Source organism: Streptomyces sp. NPDC004435, from assembly GCF_042873895.1.
GTDB lineage: Bacteria > Actinomycetota > Actinomycetes > Streptomycetales > Streptomycetaceae > Streptomyces.
Window position 1 is genome coordinate 70,277 of sequence record NZ_JBIAMB010000023.1, and the last position, 16,749, is coordinate 87,025.

Genomic DNA, 16,749 nt, shown 5'->3' on the forward strand with positions numbered 1-16,749 from the left:
CGGTCGCTAGGCCGCGTCGGACAGCGTCAGCTGGCCGCGGAAGAGCACCCGGGTGCCGCCCTCCCCGATGGCGGTGCGCCCGTGCAGCGTGCGCTGGTTGTCGATGACCAGCAGGTCACCGACCTGCCAGCGGTGGGTGTAGGCGTAGCGCTCGGAGCGCAGGAAGGCGTCGAGCTCCGCGAAGAAGCGGTCGGAGTCGGCCGGTGCCATGCCCTTCACCCGGATCTCCCAGGACCGCTGCTCCACGTCGCGGGGGAAGGCGGTCGTGAGGTTCAGGGACCTCACCCGGCCGTAGTCACGGGTCGTCGGGATCGTGTACCAGTCGACGGGGACGGTCGGGAAGTAGCCCCGCTCCCTCACCAGGTACTCGAACTCGTGCTCGTCGAGGACGCGGCGGAGGTGCTCGGGCATCTCCCGCCAGGCCGTCAGCTGATCGCTGACGTAGGTCTCGCCGGAACCCGGGGCGTCCGAGAACTCCGCCGCGTACAGCACGATCAGGTCGACCTGCTCGCCGACGAGGAGGCCGTCCGTGTGCAGCGGCAGCGGGCCGCGGCCCGTCACCACCTTCCCCTTCTCGCGGGAGGCGTCCAGCTTGAGGAGGTCGGCCTGCCCCTCGCCGAACTTGTGGTCGACCGTGTCGCCGAGGGAGCGCACGAAGAGCCTGAAGGCGTCCTCGTCCAGCTCGACGCCCCGGACCAGGACGCAGCCGCTCGTCAGCGCGGCCTTCCTGGCGCGGGCCGCCAGGTCGCCGACGGCGCCGCCGGAGGTCCAGGGGACGAGCGCGCCCATCCCCGAAGGGGTCAGCCGCTGGTAGTCATCGGTCGAGGGCATCGTGGGTTCCTTCCGTGGATGTGGTGCCGGCCGTTCCGGCGGCGCGCGTGATCTCCGCCTCCAGGCGGGACACCGTGACCGGGGCGGCGAACAGCGCCTCCAGGTCCAGGTCGACGTCGAACCGGTCCTCCAGCGCGGACAGGATCTGGATCAGGGCGGCGGAATTGACGCCGTGGCCGACCAGATCCGTGCCGGGCCCGGCGAGCGGGGGGTAGCCGTGGGCGTCCAGCTCCGCGAGGACGGCCGTGCGGACGTCAGAACCGGTCATCGCTCTTCACTCCTTCGATCGCGTTCCGTACCTGCCGGGTGTTGGCGCCGTCGAACACGGCGAAGTGGCCGCCGGCCAGCACCCGGCTCTCCTCGCGCCGGGCGAACCGGCCCCAGGCGCCGGGGTCGACCTCGGCGGGCCCGTCCTGGGCGCGGAACTCCACCAGGGGGACGGAGACGGGCGTCGGGGTCCAGCGGCGCAGCAGGGTCATGTTCCGCCGGTAGACCGCGAACCTGGTGGCGAGCACCGGGTCCGTGGACACCTGCCCGGCGTCGAGCCGTACGCCGCCGGTCTCCCGGATGTCCCTGAGGAACCCGTCGAGGAGCGCCTCCTCAGGCCCGGCGGCCGTTCCGGCGCCGCGTGACCCGGGGGAGACGGGCGTGTCGACGACGACCACGCGCGCCACGGGCGTCTCGGAGACCCGCGCCGCCTCATGGGCCAGCGCGCCGCCGAACGACCATCCCGCGAACACCAGGGGCACCGCGTCGGACGGCACCCGGCCGTCGAGCTGCGCGAGACAGCGCCGGGCGAGCCGGGACAGCGCCTCGCCGCCGGCGGCCTCCTCGTCCATCGGCGCGTCGAGGCCCACCAGGTGCACGTCGATGTCGTCGGAGAGCTCCCGGACCAGGCCCGCGTAGCAGGACACCCCGCCTCCCACCGGCGGGAAGAGGACCAGCCGCAGACGCGGCGCGGCGCTGGACCGGGGCTGGTACGCCCAGATCCCGGAGCCCCCCGAGGCGCGGGGCCGGCGGCAGAGGGCGGCGAGGCCCGTGACGGTCGGGGCGGTCATGAACTCCCCGAACGGCACGTCGTGGCCGTACCGGCTCCGCAGGACCGAGAGGAGACGGATCGCGTCGTACGAGCTCCCGCCGGCGGCGAAGAACGACGCTCCGCGCGGAGCCTCGCCCAGCACCTCCTCCCAGCAGGCCGAGACCTCCTGGCACAGCACGTCCCGCTCCGCCGCCGGAGCGTCGGCCGCCGCGGTGTTCTCCCAGGGGAGCCCTTCGAGCCGGCGCCGGTCCAGCTTCCCGTTGCCGTTCAGCGGCAGTTCGTCCAGCCGCAGCAGCGCCTCGGGGATCATGTAGGACGGTACGGCGTTCCCGAGCGCCGCGAGCACGTCCCGCTTCCAGCCGGCCGACGCCCCCTCGGTGAGGGTGACGCAGGCGACGAGCTGCTTGCGCCGGCCGCTGTCCCGGACGGCCACGGCGCACCTGCCGACACCGGGCACCTTCTCGATCAGGTGCTCGATCTCGCCGAGTTCCACGCGGTGCCCGTTGAGCTTCACCTGGCTGTCGGTGCGTCCCAGGAACTCCACGACCCCGCCCGGGTGCCGGCGGCCGCGGTCACCGGTGCGGTAGAGCCGCCCGTACACGGGGTCGTCGTGGAACGCGGCGGCGGTCTTCACCGGATCGTTCGCGTAGCCGTCGGCCACGCCGAGGCCGGCGATGTGGATCTCACCGATCTGCCAGTCCGGGCAGGCGTCGCGCTCGGCGTCGAGGACGAGGATCTCCTGACCGGGCAGAGCCCTGCCGTACGGGATCGACCGCCCGGCGCCGTCCGCTTCCCCGACGCGGTGGAAGACGGACCAGATCGACCCCTCGGTCGCACCGCCGAGGGAGACGACCCCGGCCTCCGGCGCCAGGCCGCGCAGGACCGCCGGCAGCGTCAGGGGGATCCAGTCGCCGCTGAGCAGGAAGGCCCGTACCGACGGGACGGCGGTCCGCTCCTCCGCCAGCAGGGACGCCAGCGCCGGGGCGGAGTTCCACAGGGTCACTCCGTGGCGGCCGATCAGCTCCGCCCACCGGGCGGGGCTCTTGGCGCTCTCCTCCGAGAGCATCACCACGGACCCGCCGCACACCAGCGGGCCGAAGACGTCGTACACGGAGAGGTCGAAGCCGATCGAGGAGACGGAGAGCACCCGGTCCGCCTCGGTGACACCGAACTCCGCGTTCACCGCGTCGATCGTGTTGAGGACCGCCGTGTGGGAGATCACCACGCCCTTCGGCTCACCGGTCGAGCCCGAGGTGAAGATGACGTAGGCGGTGGGGTCCGCCGCGACGGCGGGGCGCGGGGCCTCGGGTCCCGGCCCGTGGGCGGGCAGCGTCAGCGGGCGCACCCCGCGCTCCGACCAGCGCGCGTCCGCCGCGGGCAGGCCCGCGGTGACCGCGAAGCGCACGGCTCCCCGGCGGGCGATGCTGTCGAGGCGCCCGTCCGGGGTGCCGTGGTCCAGCGGGACGTACGTACAGCCGGCGAGCAGGCCGCCGAGCATCGCGACGACCTGGCCGCGTCCCCGGGGCAGGTGGACGGCGACCCGGTCGCCGGTGCGCGCCCCGGCGTCCAGGAGCGACTCCGCCACGGCGCGGGCCTGGCCGACCAGCTCCGCGTAGCTGAGGGTGCCCTCCTCGTCGTGGACGGCGGGGGCCTCGGGACGGTCGGCCGCGCACCGCAGCACACGCTGGTGGAGGGTGTCGGCGGAGGAGGACCCGGCGGGGGTGCGCGGTGACGGGGGTGCGGGGGAGCGGGCCGGTCGGCGGGTCCAGTGCTCGGCCGACGCGGCGAGTTCGCGGACGAACTCCTCGCACCGGGCCACGAAGTCCTCGGCGAAGCCGGCGTCGAAGGCGTCCGTCCGCCAGTCGAAGCCCAGCCGCACGGTGCCGTCGGACTCCTTGACGACCTGGTGGTCCATCAGGACCTGCGGTACGCGGAGCTGGACGTCGTCCCAGCGGCGGCGCAGCCCCAGGGCGGCCTCGCGCACGCTGTCCACGTCGAGTGCCGTGAACGCGAAGGGGTGGGCGAGCCGCCGCAGGTCGGCGGCGGGGTCGGCGAGCCGGGCGATCTCGGCGCCGCTCAGCGAGCCGTGCATGGCCTGGGCGAGGTACCGGCTCTGGACCGTCCGGGCGAGGTCGGCGAAGCTCTGTCCGGTCGTCCCCGGTATCTCCAGCGGCATGGTGCTGCCCCGGTTGCCGAGGGCGGTGGGGGCCACGGGGACGGTGTGCCGGCTGTGCAGGACGGTGACGGTGTGGGCCGCGCCGCCGCCGAGGCGGCCGAGGACGGCGCCGTAGGCCGCGAGGTAGACCATCGAGGGGGTGAGCGCGTGGCTGCTCGCGAGCGCGTCGATCCGGGCCGCCGTGGCCGGGGCGAGGGTCACCATGCGATGGGAGACCGCCGGGCCGGCGGACCGCCACTCGGGCCGCAGCGGCAACTCGGCGGCGTCGGGAAGCGCCGCCGCCCGCGCGCGCCAGAACCGCTCGTCGCGTGCGGAACGGTCACGGCGGGGCGCGGCGGGCACACCGGCCGGGACCCGGCGCGCGGGGTCCGCCTCCCCGCCGTCCCGGTCCGCCACCAGTTCGGCGAGGAAGACACCCAGCGACGCCGCGTCCATCAGCCACAGGGCGTAGACCAGATGCAGCCGGGCACGGTCGGCCGAGCGCACCACCGTCACCTCGAACTGCGGCCAGTCGCCGAACGCGAAGGAGTCGGAGGTACAGGCACGGCGCACCTCGTCGTCGGCCGCGTCGAAGTCGGCGTCGTCGACCCAGCGGAGGCCGGCGTCCACGCCGCGCGCGACGTCCTCGCCCAGCGTCGTGAGGGAGAGGTCGGCGGCCTTGCGCAGGCGCAGGACGCTGTTGTCCCGGACCAGCCGGCGCAGCCGGGCCCCGATCCCGGCCGCCTTGTCGGGGCTCAGGTCGCAGCTCAGGTGGTAGCGGGCCGGACCGTTGAGTTCGAGGCCGTCCTGGCCGCCGACCAGATAGGCCCGCTGGATCGGGCTCAGGGGCTCCCGCGCGCGGCCGCCGGGTTCCCGCGGAGTGGTGTCGGTCATGTCAGAAAACGATCTCTCTCACCTTGTCGCGGCTCAGGAAGCCACCGGGGCTGAAGCTCGGTCCGTACGCGCCCACGCCGGCGAACAGCAGAAGGTCGCCGGGCTCCACCTCGGGCAGCTCGATGTCCTCGGCCAGCACGTCGAGCTGGGAGCAGAGCGGACCCGTCACGTGGACGCGGGGGACCGTCGGGCGGCCCGCCCCGCCCACCACCCGGACCCTGAGCTCCCCCCGGTCGCCCCCGGACAGCAGACGGCTGGCGAGGAGGACGTCGTTCATCCCGGCGTCGACGACGACGTACTTGCGGTCGCCGATCGTCTTGGTGTCGAGGACGGTGGTCAGCAGGCTGCCCGCCGGTCCCGCGACGGACCGGCCGTACTCGCAGACGAGCGGCAGCCGGCCGCCCTCCGCCGGGAGGGCGTCCGCGGCCTCGGACAGCCGGGCCCAGTCGACGGAGGGGTCGCGGTCGCGCCACGGCATCGCGATGCCGCCGCCGATCGAGACGAGCCCGAGGGACAGCCCGAACCGTTCCGCACACTCCCTCGCCCGCTCCGTCACCTCCTTCCGCGTGGCCAGGACGACCTCGGGATCGCTGTACTGGGAGCCCCAGAACAGCTGGAGTCCGTGGACCGACAGCGGGGAGGCGCGCAGGACGCCGATCACCTCGGCCAGGTCCTCCTCGGCCACGCCGAACTGGTTCGGCGAGGGGGCGGCGCCCGGAGTCCGGGCCGGATAGGCCATGTTGAGCCGGATCACGCCGAGCCCGGTCACCCCGAGTCCGCGGGCCACCTCGGCGAACAGGACGGCCTGGCGGGGCGATTCGACCGTCACCGCGACCCCGGTGGCCAGGGCCGCCGCCGCCTCCGTACGGGACTTCGCCGGACCGGTGAACAGCACCTTCTCCGGCGGTGTGCCCGCGTTCAGCGCGGTCTCCATCTCGGCGGGCGAGCAGACGTCGAAGCCGTCGACCAGCGGAGCCAGCGCGTTGACGACCCCGGGATACGGATTGGCCTTCAGCGAGTAGTAGAGGCCGGCGTCCGCGGGTGAGGCCGCGCGGACCCGCGCGACCGCGTCGCGCAGCGCCGACCTGCTGTACGCGTACACCGGCGTCCGGCCCGCCCGGTGGACGAGGAGCCGGGCCTCGGCGTCGGTGGGTACGGCCGTCTCATCGCTCATGCGTGTCTCCCCCTGCTTCGCGCAGTGCCGCGAGGACGTCCGCGTGGACCCGGTCGATCACATCGGGCCGGGCCACGGCGATCCCCCGCCGGTAGTAGTAGGTCAGCGCCATCTCGCCCGCCGACATCTGGAGTTCGCCCTGGAGCTGGTAGCGCAGGGACCTGCCCAGCGACCGGGGCCGCCAGGCCCCGAGGTCGCGGGCACGCAGCCCCCGGGGCCCGGGGTGCTGGTTGAAGAGCACGGTCGACAGGGGGAAGCACTCCGCGTCGGCGAGACCCAGCTCCTCGGCCCGCTGGTCGAACTCCCAGGCGCTGTGGCCGGCGCCCGCCTCCAGCTGCCGGGCGAACCCGCCCGCGCGCTCCGCGAGGTCCCCCGTGCCCCGGCCGCGGACGACGAGCTGGCTCGTGAACATCCCGGCGGTGCCGCTCCGCACGCCCTCCCGTACCTGGACGGGGACGACGAGGGTCAGCGGGCCGAGTCCGAAGGTCGTGGACACGGCCTGCTCGAAGGCGGCCAGCACCACCGCGAAGACCGAGACGCCGTGGGCCTCCGCGATCCGGTGGGCGGCCCGCGTACCGGTGACGCCGAAGGGGCGCGAGACCAGCTCGCCGGCGCGCGCCTCCTCGCCGGCGGCCTCCGGCAGCTCGATCTGGCCGGTGCCCGCGAGGAGCTCCCTCCAGTAGGCGGCCTCGGGGCCCCGCGCGTCCGCGACGCGCTCGGTCGCCCGGCAGTAGTCCCGGAAGCCGTGGGGCGCCGGGGCGGGGCCGAGGGGTTCCGACGAGAGCAGGGAGCGGATCTCGGCGGTGATCAGGTCCAGACTCAGTCCGTCGACGAAGAGGTGGTGGGCGACGACGAGGACGGAGGCCGTGTCGTCCCCCGGGACGACGACCACCCTGAGCGGCGGGGGCGCGGTGGGGTCGATCAGCTCCGACACCGCCCGGACGCGGGCCTCCTGGACCCGTGCGCGATGCCCGCCCCCGGCGGGGTCGCCGCCGGCACCGGTGGGCTCGTGGACCGTGACGGGGCAGCGCACCTCGGCCGCCTCGCGGTGGAGCTGGTGGCGCCCGTCCGCCGTGAGCGAGAGCCTGAGGACGTCGTGGCGGGCGACGACGGCCTCGACCGCCTTCTCCACGTCCGCGCGGGACACGGTCGCCGCGACCCGGATCTCCCGGGAGATGTTGCACCAGTCGGCGTTGCCGTCCGCCATGCAGAGCGCCATGTAGGCCCGCTGACGGGTCGACAGCGGAAGGATGCCGGATCCGTCGGGGGCGTCGGGGCGGGGTTCCGGTTCCGCCGCTACGGCGGGTACGACCGGACCGCGGGCACGCTCGATCGCCCGGCTCAGGGAGTCGACGTCCCGGTGGGCGAAGCAGTCGCGGACCGAGAGGTCCACGCCGAACCGCCGGTTGACCTCCAGGACGAACTCCATCATGTCGAGCGAGGTCAGCCCCGCGTCGACGAAGGAGACAGGGGAGGCGGGGGAGGAGGCGGAGTCGGCGTCGAGGCGCAGGAGTTCGCGCAGCGTCCGGGCGACGTCCTCGTCTCCGCCCGAGGCCGGACTGCCGGTGCCCGGGGCGGTGGTGCCCGGAGCGCCCGTGTCCGGAGCGGCGGACACCGACGCGGCCAGCGCCATCCGGTCGACCTTCCCGCTCCGCAACAGCGGGAAGGCGCCGCGCAGATGGACGGCGGGCCGGGGGAGTCGCAGCCTCCGGGCCGTCTCCTCCACCGTGGCGCGCAGCGCCTCGGTCCCGGGGGCCGTGGGGTCGTCGACGGCGAGGAAGGCGATCGGGCCCTGCCGGTCGACCACCACGCACTGCCGTACGCCGGGCAGTTCCTCGACCTCGTCGGCGAAGCGGTGGTACGAGACCCTTCTGCCCGAGACCTTCAGGTCGTTCCCGAGCCGGCCGGTCACCACCAACCGGCCGCGAGCGGTGAGGTATCCGCTGTCGCCGGTGCGCAGCACCGGTTCCATCGGGGCGACCCGGAAGGTCCCCGGCTCCCCGCCGGGGCCCTCGGCGAGGGTGCCCAGCGCCGGAGCCGCCGAGGTGATGAGCACCTCGCCGCGTCCGTCGGTGTCGGGCCGGTCGATGGTGACGGAGACGCCCGGTCGGGCGGATCCGACCGGCACGCCTTCCTGGGTCGTGTCCCCCGCGGCCCGGACGCCCCGCAGGAACAGCTGCGCGAGGGTGCCCTCGGTCAGCCCGTACAGGTTCACGAACTCGGCCCCGGGGGCGAGCGCGCTCCACTCCCGGGCCACCCGCCCCGGCAGCACCTCGCCGGCGAAGAACCCCAGGCGCAGCCGGTCGAGGCCCGCGGACCTCGCCGCCAGGACGCCGGCGATCCGCCGCGCGAGCGAGGGGACGAGGAAGCAGACGGTGGCGCGGCTGTTCACCAGATGGTCCGCGAGCGCACCCAGGTCCAGCTGGGCGTCCGCCTCGGGCAGCGCGAGCCGGCCGCCGACGGCGAGGACGGCCAGCAGTTCGCGCAGCGAGGGGTCGAAGTTCACCCGGGTCACGGCGGCGCAGACGTCCGTGCTCCGGAGGCCGAACTCCGTCACGAACCACGACAGGAAGGCGCCGAGCCCGGCGCGGCTGCCCACGACCGCCTTCGGGGCGCCGGTGGAACCGGAGGTGGGGACCAGGTAGCCGGCGTCGCGGTCCGCGTGGCGCCGGACGGGCCCGGTGCGGCCCCGGGCGGGGAGGTCGAGGAGGACACGGCCGGTGGACGCCTCCAGCACCCACTCGTCCGGGGCGCCGGCGCCCCGGTAGTGGGACGCGGGGGAGACGTCGCTGCTCAGGACGGCGGAGGGCGCCGCGATCCGCTCGACCCACGCGTACTGGCCGGCCTCCATGCCGGCGTCGACCGGGACCGGGACGGCGCCGCTGCGCAGCGCCGCCAGGAGCCCGACGACGTAGGCCGGGCTCAGCGGGCCGAGCACCAGCACATGGGTGCCCGCCGCGCCGCGCTCCCCGAGGGCGCGCGCCAGGACGTCGACGGCGGCGGCGAGCTCGGCGTACGTCAGCCGCTCCCCGCACCAGTCGACGGCGATCCGGTCGCTCGCGGGGAGGGCGAGCAGCCGGCCGAGCCGGTCCCCGCCGCTCATGAGACCGGACGATCCGGACCGTGGGTGGGCGGGGTGAGGGTCAGCCGCGCCAGTTCGTGGCGGGCGCTGTCGTCGGCGGCCCGCAGCGCGTCGGCCAGGCTCTCCCCGCCGCCCTTGCCCTGGTTCAGCCGGAAGCACGAGGTGAGGCGGAGGTCGAGCAGGCGGTAGCCGACGATGTGCTTCAGGTACTCCTCGGAGAGGTGCGCCGGGATCTCGTCCAGGGTCCAGGTCGAGCCCTCGACCGTGCGCTTCTGGAGCCGGTCGATCAGCACCTCGACGTCGGCGCGCTTGCGGGTGTCGTCGCTGAGTTCGAGCCGGCCGGAGATCTCGACCGCGCAGTAGAGCCAGGTGGGGATGCGGCTGCGGGTGCCGAACCACTCGGCCGGGACGTAGGTGTCCGGGCCGAGCACGGTGATCGTGGCGGGGGCCCCGGTCCCGAAGACGTCCGACATGCCGTTGGCCCGGGCCACGTGGCCCGCGACGAAGAGCTCGCCGTCCTCGGTCTCGCGCAGGTCGATCGGGAGCGGCGAGGTGAAGATCTCGCCGGCGTGGTGGGTGGCCAGCACTCCGAACGAGCGGGCACGGACGAAGTCGCGCATGGCCGCCGGGGGGAGGCTGAACTGCTCTTTGGTGTACACGGTCAGTCGCGGTCCTTCACGTCGGGGTGCAGGGACTCCAGGCCGATGCCGTCGCGGGCGCCGCGCTGCGGCGGGTGGAACGCGAGGGCGTTCAGACCGCCGGCGAGGAGGGTGTGGAAGGAGGTGCGGGCGAAGGCCGCGCCGCCCGCGGCCCGCAGCAGCAGGCCGCCGATGCCGCCGATCGCGTCCTCGACCCGGTCGCGTGCCGCCACGGCCAGGTTGAGCCGCTGCTCGGCCGGGGCCCCGTCGTCGGTCGCGCGGGCCGCTTCGAGCAGGACGGACTCCAGGGCGCGGAGCTCCGCCGTCGCTCCGGTCCAGCGGCGCGAGCCGAGTCGCCGGCCCTCGGGCGTGGCCTCCGCCAGGCAGTGGGCGACCCCGAGGTACGAGGCGCTGATCAGCAGCTGGAACCAGCTGTAGCAGTCGGTGGCGAAGCGCCGGCCGGTCTCGCCCCGCAGCGGGAAGACCCGCTCCCCGGGCACCCGCACGTCCGACAGGTGCACCGCGTGGCTCTCCGCCGCGAGGAACAGGGGGCTCTGCCAGAACGGCTCGCGCTCCAGTCCCTCGGCGTCGGCGTCCACGAACGCCTGGGCGAAGCCGTCGGGCGTTCCGTCCTCCGCGCGCAGCTCGACCATCAGCGACAGCACGTCCATGCCGGAGGACAGGGAGCAGGGCCGCTTGAGTCCGCTGACGCGGTAGCCGTCGGCGTCGCGCACCGCCCGGCTGCCGAGGTTCCCGAGGTCGCGGCCGGGGGTCGACTCGGCGCCGCCGGAGGCGACGAGCCGGGCGTCACGGGCGATGCCCCGGAGGATGGTCCGGGCGCCCTCGTCGCCGGTGGCGGCCACCTGGCCGAGCGCGGCGATCTTGTAGTGGTGCATGGTCGTCGCGAGGGCGGCGGAGGGGGCCGACCGGCCGAGCGCGACCTGGAAGCGGACCGCCGCCTCGGCCGTGATCCCCTTGCCGCCGCAGTCCTCGGGGACGAGCATCGTCGTGGCGCGGGTCCGCTTCAGGAGGGCGAACACCGGTCCCGCGTCCCGCTCGTGCTCCTCCGCCGGGCCGGCCGTCAGCGCGGCGTGGAGTCCCTCCGCCACGGCGTCGAGCCGTTCCCGCGCGTCCGGGAGGACGCTCTCCTCGATCAGGCCGGTGGTCATTCGGCGTTCCTCTCCTCGGTGCGCATGAGCTCCCTCACGGCGGCGTAGTCGGTCTTGCCGAGCGGTGTACGGGGCAGCGCGGCGGCGCGTTCGTACCGCTGCGGCAGCTGGTGGGGGAGCAGCCGCCGGCCGAGCTGGCGTCGTACCGCGTCCAGGTCGGCGTCACGGTCGACGACGAGCAGGGCCGCGATCCGCTCGGTGGTCCGGGGATCGGGGACGCCGACCACCGCGCTCTCCAGCACCCCGGGGCACTCGCGCAGCGCGGCCTCGACCTCCAGCGGGCCGACCTTGTGCCCGGCGACGTTGATGAAGCCCGACCGGCGGCCGAGGACGTACCAGCCGTCCTCGTCGGCCCGGACGAGGTCGTGGGTCCGCAGCCAGCCGTCCTCGAACATCTCGGCGGTCTGGGCGGGGTCCCGGTAGTAGCCGCGGGCGAGCGCGGGGCCGCGCACCCAGAGTTCGCGGAGGTCCTCGGTGCCGGTGCCCCCGCCGTCCACCGGTTCGAGCCGGTGCTCCACCCCGGCGATGGGCGTGCCGATGGAGTTCTGGCCGACGTAGCCCCTGTCGAAGCAGATGGCGCCGATCTCGGAGAGCCCGTACACCTGCCGCAGCGGCAGGCCGTAGCGCTCCAGGAACGCCTCCTGGGTGCTCGTCCCGAGCGGCGCGCTGCCGGAGACCGCCAGCCGGAGGGGCCGGAGCGCCGCCGCGGGCACCCCGCGCGCCGAGGTGAGCATCCGGTACATGACCGGCAGCCCGCTCACCACCGTGACGCCCCGCGTCTCGACGAGCCGGGCGATGCCCCGTCCCGTCAGCCGGTCGCCCCGGGCGAAGACCACCGTCGCCCCGTTCAGAAGGCCGGGCAGCGTCAGGATGTCGATGCCGTGGCAGTGCGACAGCGGGAGCGCGCACAGCACCACGTCCGAGGCGGTCAGCGCCAGTTCGCCGCTCCACAGCCGGACCCGGGCCGCGACGGCCGCCTGGCTCATGACGATGCCCTTCGGCTCGCCGGTCGAGCCGGACGTGCAGTGCACGACGAAGTCCCCGGGCAGATAGCCCTCCCCGGTCCCTCCGCGGGGCCCGGTGGCGTCGGGGACGGGATCGAGGCGGAAGGCGCCCGGCCCGCCGTCCGGGCCGGGCGCGTCCACGGCCAGCCGGGTCAGGTCGAACCGGGCGCTGCTCCGCTCCCGCTCCCGCTCGGACAGCCGGCTGTCGAGGAGGACCGTGACCACGTGGAGCTTCGCCGCGGCCAGGTAGAGCGCGACGAAGACGACCGGATCGCCGACGGCGAGACCGAGGACGTCCCCCTCGCCGAGCTCGGCCGCGAGCCGGTCGGCGGCGGTCTCCACCGCGTCGAGCAGGGTCGCGTACGACGACACCGCCCCGTCGAGGCCGACCACGGCGGGCGCGTGCGGAGCGGCGAGCGCCGCGGCCAGGAAGGTGGTGTACAGCGCGCCGTGGTCTTCCGGGGCGCTCTCGACGCCCACGGCCGGGGCTCGCTGGGACACGGTGGACTTCCTCCAGGTCGGGACGCGCCGGGGCGGACGGCGGTGTGAATGGACGGCGCCGCGCCGGCGCCGGGCGCGGTCGGCGGTTCATCCGCCGGTAAAACGGATCACCCCCGCGGAAATGGGATTTCGCGCGGAGGGATTTCGAAGAAGTGGACGCGCGGTGTCACTCGCGGACACCGCCCGGGCCGGCCGTCGCGACTTCCGGTACGGGATCGGCGGGCGATGTGACGAAATCACAGGGAAGTCGGCCGGACAAGGCCGGTCCACATGGCGAGACATGCAGGTGAGCGGGGTCAACACCCCTTCTGGCAGCGGGAATCGGGCCGAAACCGAAGGTCGCCCGCATGCCGGATCCCGCGCGCCGGGCTGTCCGTTTCCGGTCACGACCCGACGCGGCCAGGCAAGGCCCATGGACAGTTCTTCGGGTGCCGTCTGATGATCGAAATTCGCCGCCGACGGACGAGAAATGCGGCTGCATCAGGCCCGGAGCAAAGGAAGAGAACTTTCATGACCGACAAGTTGTGGGGCGGCCGTTTCGACGAGGACATCACGCCCGATGTTCTCGACTACACGCTCACGACGGACGTCGACGTCCGTCTCGTCTTCGCCGATCTCTGGCAGGACATGGCGCACGTGCTGATGCTCGGCCGCCAGGGCGTCGTCCCCGAGGAGACCGCGCGCGCGATCCTCGGCTCCCTGCTGGGGCTCTGGGAGCGCCACGAGCGCGGCGAGCTGACGCTCCGTCCGGAGCTGGAGGACGTCCACTTCAACATCGAGCAGATGGTGATCGAGGACCTCGGCCGCGAGGTCGGCGGCCACATGCACACCGCGCGCTCCCGCAACGACCAGGTCTCCACCGACGCCCGCATGTACCTGCGCCGCGCCCAGCTCGACGCCGTCGCCGCGAACCTCGCCCTGATCGAGGAACTGCTCTCCTTCCCGGAGGAGGAGCTGCTCTCGATCCTCCCGGGCTACACGCACAGCCAGGCCGCGCAGCCGGTCTCCGTCGGATTCTGGAAGACCGCCCACGCCAGCATGCTGCTGCGCGACGTCCGCCGCCTGCGCGGCGCGTTCGAGCGGACCGACGAAGCACCCCTCGGCGCCTGCGCCCTGGCCGGCACGTCCTTCCCGCTGGACCGCGAACTCACCGCGCGCCTGCTGGGCTTCGGCAGCGTCCTGAGCCACGCCCTGGACGCCACCAGCGCCCGCGACTACCTCATCGAGACCGCCTCGGCCTTCGCGCTCGGAGGGAACAACCTCTCCCGCATGGCCGAGGAGATCGTGATGTGGAGCGGGCACGAGTACAGCCTGGTCGAGGTCTCCGACGCGTACGCCACCGGCAGCTCGATCATGCCGCAGAAGAAGAACCCGGTCGTCGCCGAACTGACCCGCGGCCGTTCCGGCCGGACCGTCGGCACCCTCGTCCAGCTGCTCACCATGGCCAAGGGCGTGACGCTCGGCTACAGCTGCGACCTCCAGGACGACAAGCCGTTCCTGTGGAACGCCATCGACACCTACCTGTCGACCCTGCGGATCGTCGTGGGCCAGACCCGGGGCCTGCGGTTCGACAGCGAGCGCGGCGAGAGCCTGTGCTGGGACAACTTCTCCACCGCCACCGAGCTCGCCAACTACCTGGTCTCCGACCGCGGGATCCCCTTCCGCGAGGCCCACCACATCACCGGCACCCTCGTCTCGACCCTGATCAAGGGCGGTTCGACGCTGCGCGACACCGCCTCCGGCGCGCGGATCCTCGCCGAGCTCGGCCACCCCGTCGAGGAGTCGGTGCTGGCGCACATCTTCGCCCCCCGCACCGCCGTGACCAGCTACACCAGCCCCGGCGGCACCTCCCCGCAGAGCGTGGAGGCCGTCCGCGCCGAGCTGCGCGCCGCGGTGGAGGGCCACGCCGCCTGGCTGGAGACCACTCGCCGCACGCTCGGCACCGCGCACGAGGCCACCCTGCGGGCCGCCCGCGAGGTCGCCGGCGGCGCGGAGATCAGCAAGGTCCTCGACACCGTGCTGGCCGAGCTGCCCGCCCCGGCGCCGCGCTGACCCCGACGGCACCGTTCCCCGTCCGCCACAGCACCCTGGAGAACCCATGAAGATCGTGCTCGCGTACTCCGGAGGACTCGACACCTCCGTCGCCCTGCACTGGCTGAAGCAGCGCTACGACGCCGAGGTCATCGCCTTCTGCGCGGACATCGGCCAGATGGAGTCGCTGGAGGTCGTCAAGGAGCGGGCCCTGCGCACCGGCGCTTCGAAGGTCTACATGGAGCCGCTCTCCGAGCGCTTCCTGAAGGACTTCGCCCTGCCGGCCCTGCAGGCGCACGCCCGCTACGAGAACAAGTACCTGGTGGCGGCGCCGCTCTCCCGGCCGCTGATCGCCCAGCGGATGGTCGAGATCGCGCACGCCGAGGGCGCCGACGCGGTCGCCCACGGCGCCACCGGCAAGGGCAACGACCAGGTGCGCTTCCACACCAGCGTCACCGCGCTCGACCCGAAGCTGAAGGTGCTGGCCCCGGTCATCGACTGGGAGCTGACCACCCGCGAGTCGGAGCTCGCCTACGCCCGGGAGCACGGCATCGAGGTGTCGGTGACCAAGGAGAACCCGTACAGCATCGACACCAACATCTGGGGCACCAGCATCGAGTGCGGTGAACTGGACGACGTCGAGCAGCCCCCGCCGGCCCGCGCCTGGCAGCTCACCACCGACCCCAAGGCGGCCCCGGACCAGGCCGAGCGGGTCACCATCGGCTTCGCCGCCGGCGTGCCCGTCACCCTCGACGGCGAGAAGCTGGAACTCACCGCGCTGGTCGACCGGCTGAACACGACCGCGGCCCGCCACGGCGTCGGCCGCGTCGACATCGTCGAGAGCCGCGTCGTCGGCTTCAAGACCCGGGGCATCTACGAGGCGCCCGCCGCGACCGTGCTGATGGCGGCGCACGAGGAGCTCGAAGCGCTCGTCCTGGACCGCGAGACGCTCCACCACAAGCAGGGACTCGCCCTGCGCTACTCCGAACTCGCCTACTACGGCTACTGGTTCTCCGACCTGCGCCGCGCCCTGGACGGCTTCGTCGCCACGCTCCAGCCGCAGGTCAACGGCGAGATCACCATGGAGCTCCACAAGGGCTCCTGCACGGTGGTCAGCCGGAAGTCCCCGAACTCCCGTTACAGCGGTGCGCTCGCCACGTACGAGGCCGGCGACACCTTCGACCACAAGGCGGGCGCCGGCTTCGCCTACGTATGGTCCCTGCCGCTGACGCGGCCGTGACCGGAAGGGCCACACGCATGCGCGTCGTCTTCATGGGCTACCAGACCTGGGGTCACCGGGTCCTGGAAGCACTCCTGGAGTCCGAGCACGAGGTTCCGCTCGTCATCACCCACCCGGCGAGCGGCCACGCCTACGAAACCATCTGGAACGACTCGGTCGTCGCCCTCGCGGAACGCCACGGCATCCCCGTGCTGACCCGCAAGTACGCCAACGACGAGGAGGTCGCCGAGCGGCTCCGGGAGCTGGAGCCCGACCTCCTGGTCTCCTCGGACTGGCGCAGCTGGGTCGCCCCGGAGATCTACGCCCTCGCCACCTACGGCGCCATCAACATCCATGACGCCCTGCTGCCCCGGTACGGCGGCTTCGCCCCGCTCAACTGGGCGCTCATCAACGGCGAGTCCGAGGTCGGCGTCACCGTGCACTTCATGGACGAGAACTTCGACCTCGGCGACATCGTGGTGCAGAAGCGCGTGGCGGTGGAGGACAAGGACACCGTCACGGACCTCTTCCACAAGACCATCGACCTCTTCGCGCCCGCCGTGCTGGAGTCGCTGGAGCTGATCGGGTCGGGCCGCACCGACTGGACCCCGCAGGACCCGGCGCAGGCCACCTTCTTCCACAAGCGGTCCGTCGAGGACAGCAGGGTCGACTGGAACTGGACGGCGCAGGACATCGCCAACCTGGTGCGGGCCCAGGTCGACCCGTACCCGAACGCCTTCGCCTACTACAAGGGCGAGCGCGTCCGCATCCTGTCCGCCTCGATCTCGCCCATGCGGCTCGGCGGCACCGTCGGCCGGGTGTTCCGCCCCGTGGGCGAGGGGGTCGCCATCGTCTGCGGTCCCGGCGCGCGCCGCGGCACCGAGCACGGCCTGGTGGTGGAGCGGGTGCGCACCGACGACGGCGTCGAGCACCGCGGGGTCGACTTCTTCCGGACCATGGGCGGCTATCTGACCAGCCGTCCGTAGCGCGTCCCGGATCCACACCGGGGGCG

Annotated in this window: 11 protein-coding genes; 3 read left to right on the top strand and 8 right to left on the bottom strand. The window is 73.7% G+C overall.

Features of this window, described 5'->3' with window-relative positions:
• Positions 1-6 precede the first annotated feature (6 nt).
• Genes ACFYT9_RS32635 through ACFYT9_RS32670 form a run of 8 tightly spaced genes read right to left on the bottom strand, consistent with a single transcriptional unit; the run spans position 7 to position 12,487 of the window.
• Positions 7-831: a TauD/TfdA dioxygenase family protein gene (locus ACFYT9_RS32635; protein ID WP_389169388.1), complete on the bottom strand. Its 825-nt coding sequence runs from the start codon at positions 829-831 to the stop codon at positions 7-9.
• Positions 815-1,099: an acyl carrier protein gene (locus tag ACFYT9_RS32640; protein ID WP_389169390.1), complete on the bottom strand. Its 285-nt coding sequence runs from the start codon at positions 1,097-1,099 to the stop codon at positions 815-817. The genes ACFYT9_RS32635 and ACFYT9_RS32640 overlap by 17 nt, the downstream gene beginning before the upstream one ends.
• Positions 1,086-4,919 (bottom strand): amino acid adenylation domain-containing protein, encoded by a 3,834-nt coding sequence (locus ACFYT9_RS32645; protein ID WP_389169392.1) that lies wholly within the window; start codon positions 4,917-4,919, stop codon positions 1,086-1,088. Before ACFYT9_RS32645 ends, ACFYT9_RS32640 begins: the two co-directional genes overlap by 14 nt.
• A 1-nt stretch (position 4,920) precedes the next feature.
• Entirely contained in the window at positions 4,921-6,093 is a 1,173-nt protein-coding gene (locus ACFYT9_RS32650) for an alanine racemase (RefSeq protein ID WP_389169394.1), read from the bottom strand.
• Positions 6,083-9,196: an AMP-binding protein gene (locus tag ACFYT9_RS32655; RefSeq protein ID WP_389169396.1), complete on the bottom strand. Its 3,114-nt coding sequence runs from the start codon at positions 9,194-9,196 to the stop codon at positions 6,083-6,085. The genes ACFYT9_RS32650 and ACFYT9_RS32655 overlap by 11 nt, the downstream gene beginning before the upstream one ends.
• Positions 9,193-9,834: an FMN-binding negative transcriptional regulator gene (locus ACFYT9_RS32660; protein WP_387278608.1), complete on the bottom strand. Its 642-nt coding sequence runs from the start codon at positions 9,832-9,834 to the stop codon at positions 9,193-9,195. The genes ACFYT9_RS32655 and ACFYT9_RS32660 overlap by 4 nt, the downstream gene beginning before the upstream one ends.
• A 2-nt stretch (positions 9,835-9,836) precedes the next feature.
• A complete protein-coding gene (locus ACFYT9_RS32665) occupies positions 9,837-10,982 on the bottom strand; it encodes a hypothetical protein (protein WP_389169398.1) in 1,146 nt (381 codons plus the stop codon).
• A complete protein-coding gene (locus ACFYT9_RS32670; RefSeq protein ID WP_389169400.1) occupies positions 10,979-12,487 on the bottom strand; it encodes a class I adenylate-forming enzyme family protein in 1,509 nt (502 codons plus the stop codon). The genes ACFYT9_RS32665 and ACFYT9_RS32670 overlap by 4 nt, the downstream gene beginning before the upstream one ends.
• 510 nt (positions 12,488-12,997) lie before the next feature.
• On the opposite strand from ACFYT9_RS32670, the gene argH reads away from it, so the two are divergent.
• From argH to ACFYT9_RS32685, 3 genes are read left to right on the top strand one after another with little or no spacing between them, the layout of a single operon-like run.
• A complete protein-coding gene (gene argH / locus ACFYT9_RS32675; protein WP_389169402.1) occupies positions 12,998-14,539 on the top strand; it encodes an argininosuccinate lyase in 1,542 nt (513 codons plus the stop codon).
• A 46-nt stretch (positions 14,540-14,585) separates the two neighbouring features.
• Positions 14,586-15,758 carry an argininosuccinate synthase gene (locus tag ACFYT9_RS32680; protein WP_376597948.1) on the top strand — a complete coding sequence of 391 codons (1,173 nt, stop codon included), beginning with the start codon at positions 14,586-14,588 and terminating at the stop codon, positions 15,756-15,758.
• A gap of 17 nt (positions 15,759-15,775) precedes the next feature.
• Positions 15,776-16,723 (top strand): methionyl-tRNA formyltransferase, encoded by a 948-nt coding sequence (locus ACFYT9_RS32685; protein ID WP_376597947.1) that lies wholly within the window; start codon positions 15,776-15,778, stop codon positions 16,721-16,723.
• Positions 16,724-16,749 lie beyond the last annotated feature (26 nt).

Coding starts and splice junctions, on each gene's coding strand:
- ACFYT9_RS32635 (WP_389169388.1), bottom strand. CDS start 831: ATGCCCTCGACCGATGACTACCAGCGGCTGACCCCTTCGGGGATGGGC.
- ACFYT9_RS32640 (WP_389169390.1), bottom strand. CDS start 1,099: ATGACCGGTTCTGACGTCCGCACGGCCGTCCTCGCGGAGCTGGACGCC.
- ACFYT9_RS32645 (WP_389169392.1), bottom strand. CDS start 4,919: ATGACCGACACCACTCCGCGGGAACCCGGCGGCCGCGCGCGGGAGCCC.
- ACFYT9_RS32650 (WP_389169394.1), bottom strand. CDS start 6,093: ATGAGCGATGAGACGGCCGTACCCACCGACGCCGAGGCCCGGCTCCTC.
- ACFYT9_RS32655 (WP_389169396.1), bottom strand. CDS start 9,196: ATGAGCGGCGGGGACCGGCTCGGCCGGCTGCTCGCCCTCCCCGCGAGC.
- ACFYT9_RS32665 (WP_389169398.1), bottom strand. CDS start 10,982: ATGACCACCGGCCTGATCGAGGAGAGCGTCCTCCCGGACGCGCGGGAA.
- argH (WP_389169402.1), top strand. CDS start 12,998: ATGACCGACAAGTTGTGGGGCGGCCGTTTCGACGAGGACATCACGCCC.
- ACFYT9_RS32680 (WP_376597948.1), top strand. CDS start 14,586: ATGAAGATCGTGCTCGCGTACTCCGGAGGACTCGACACCTCCGTCGCC.
- ACFYT9_RS32685 (WP_376597947.1), top strand. CDS start 15,776: ATGCGCGTCGTCTTCATGGGCTACCAGACCTGGGGTCACCGGGTCCTG.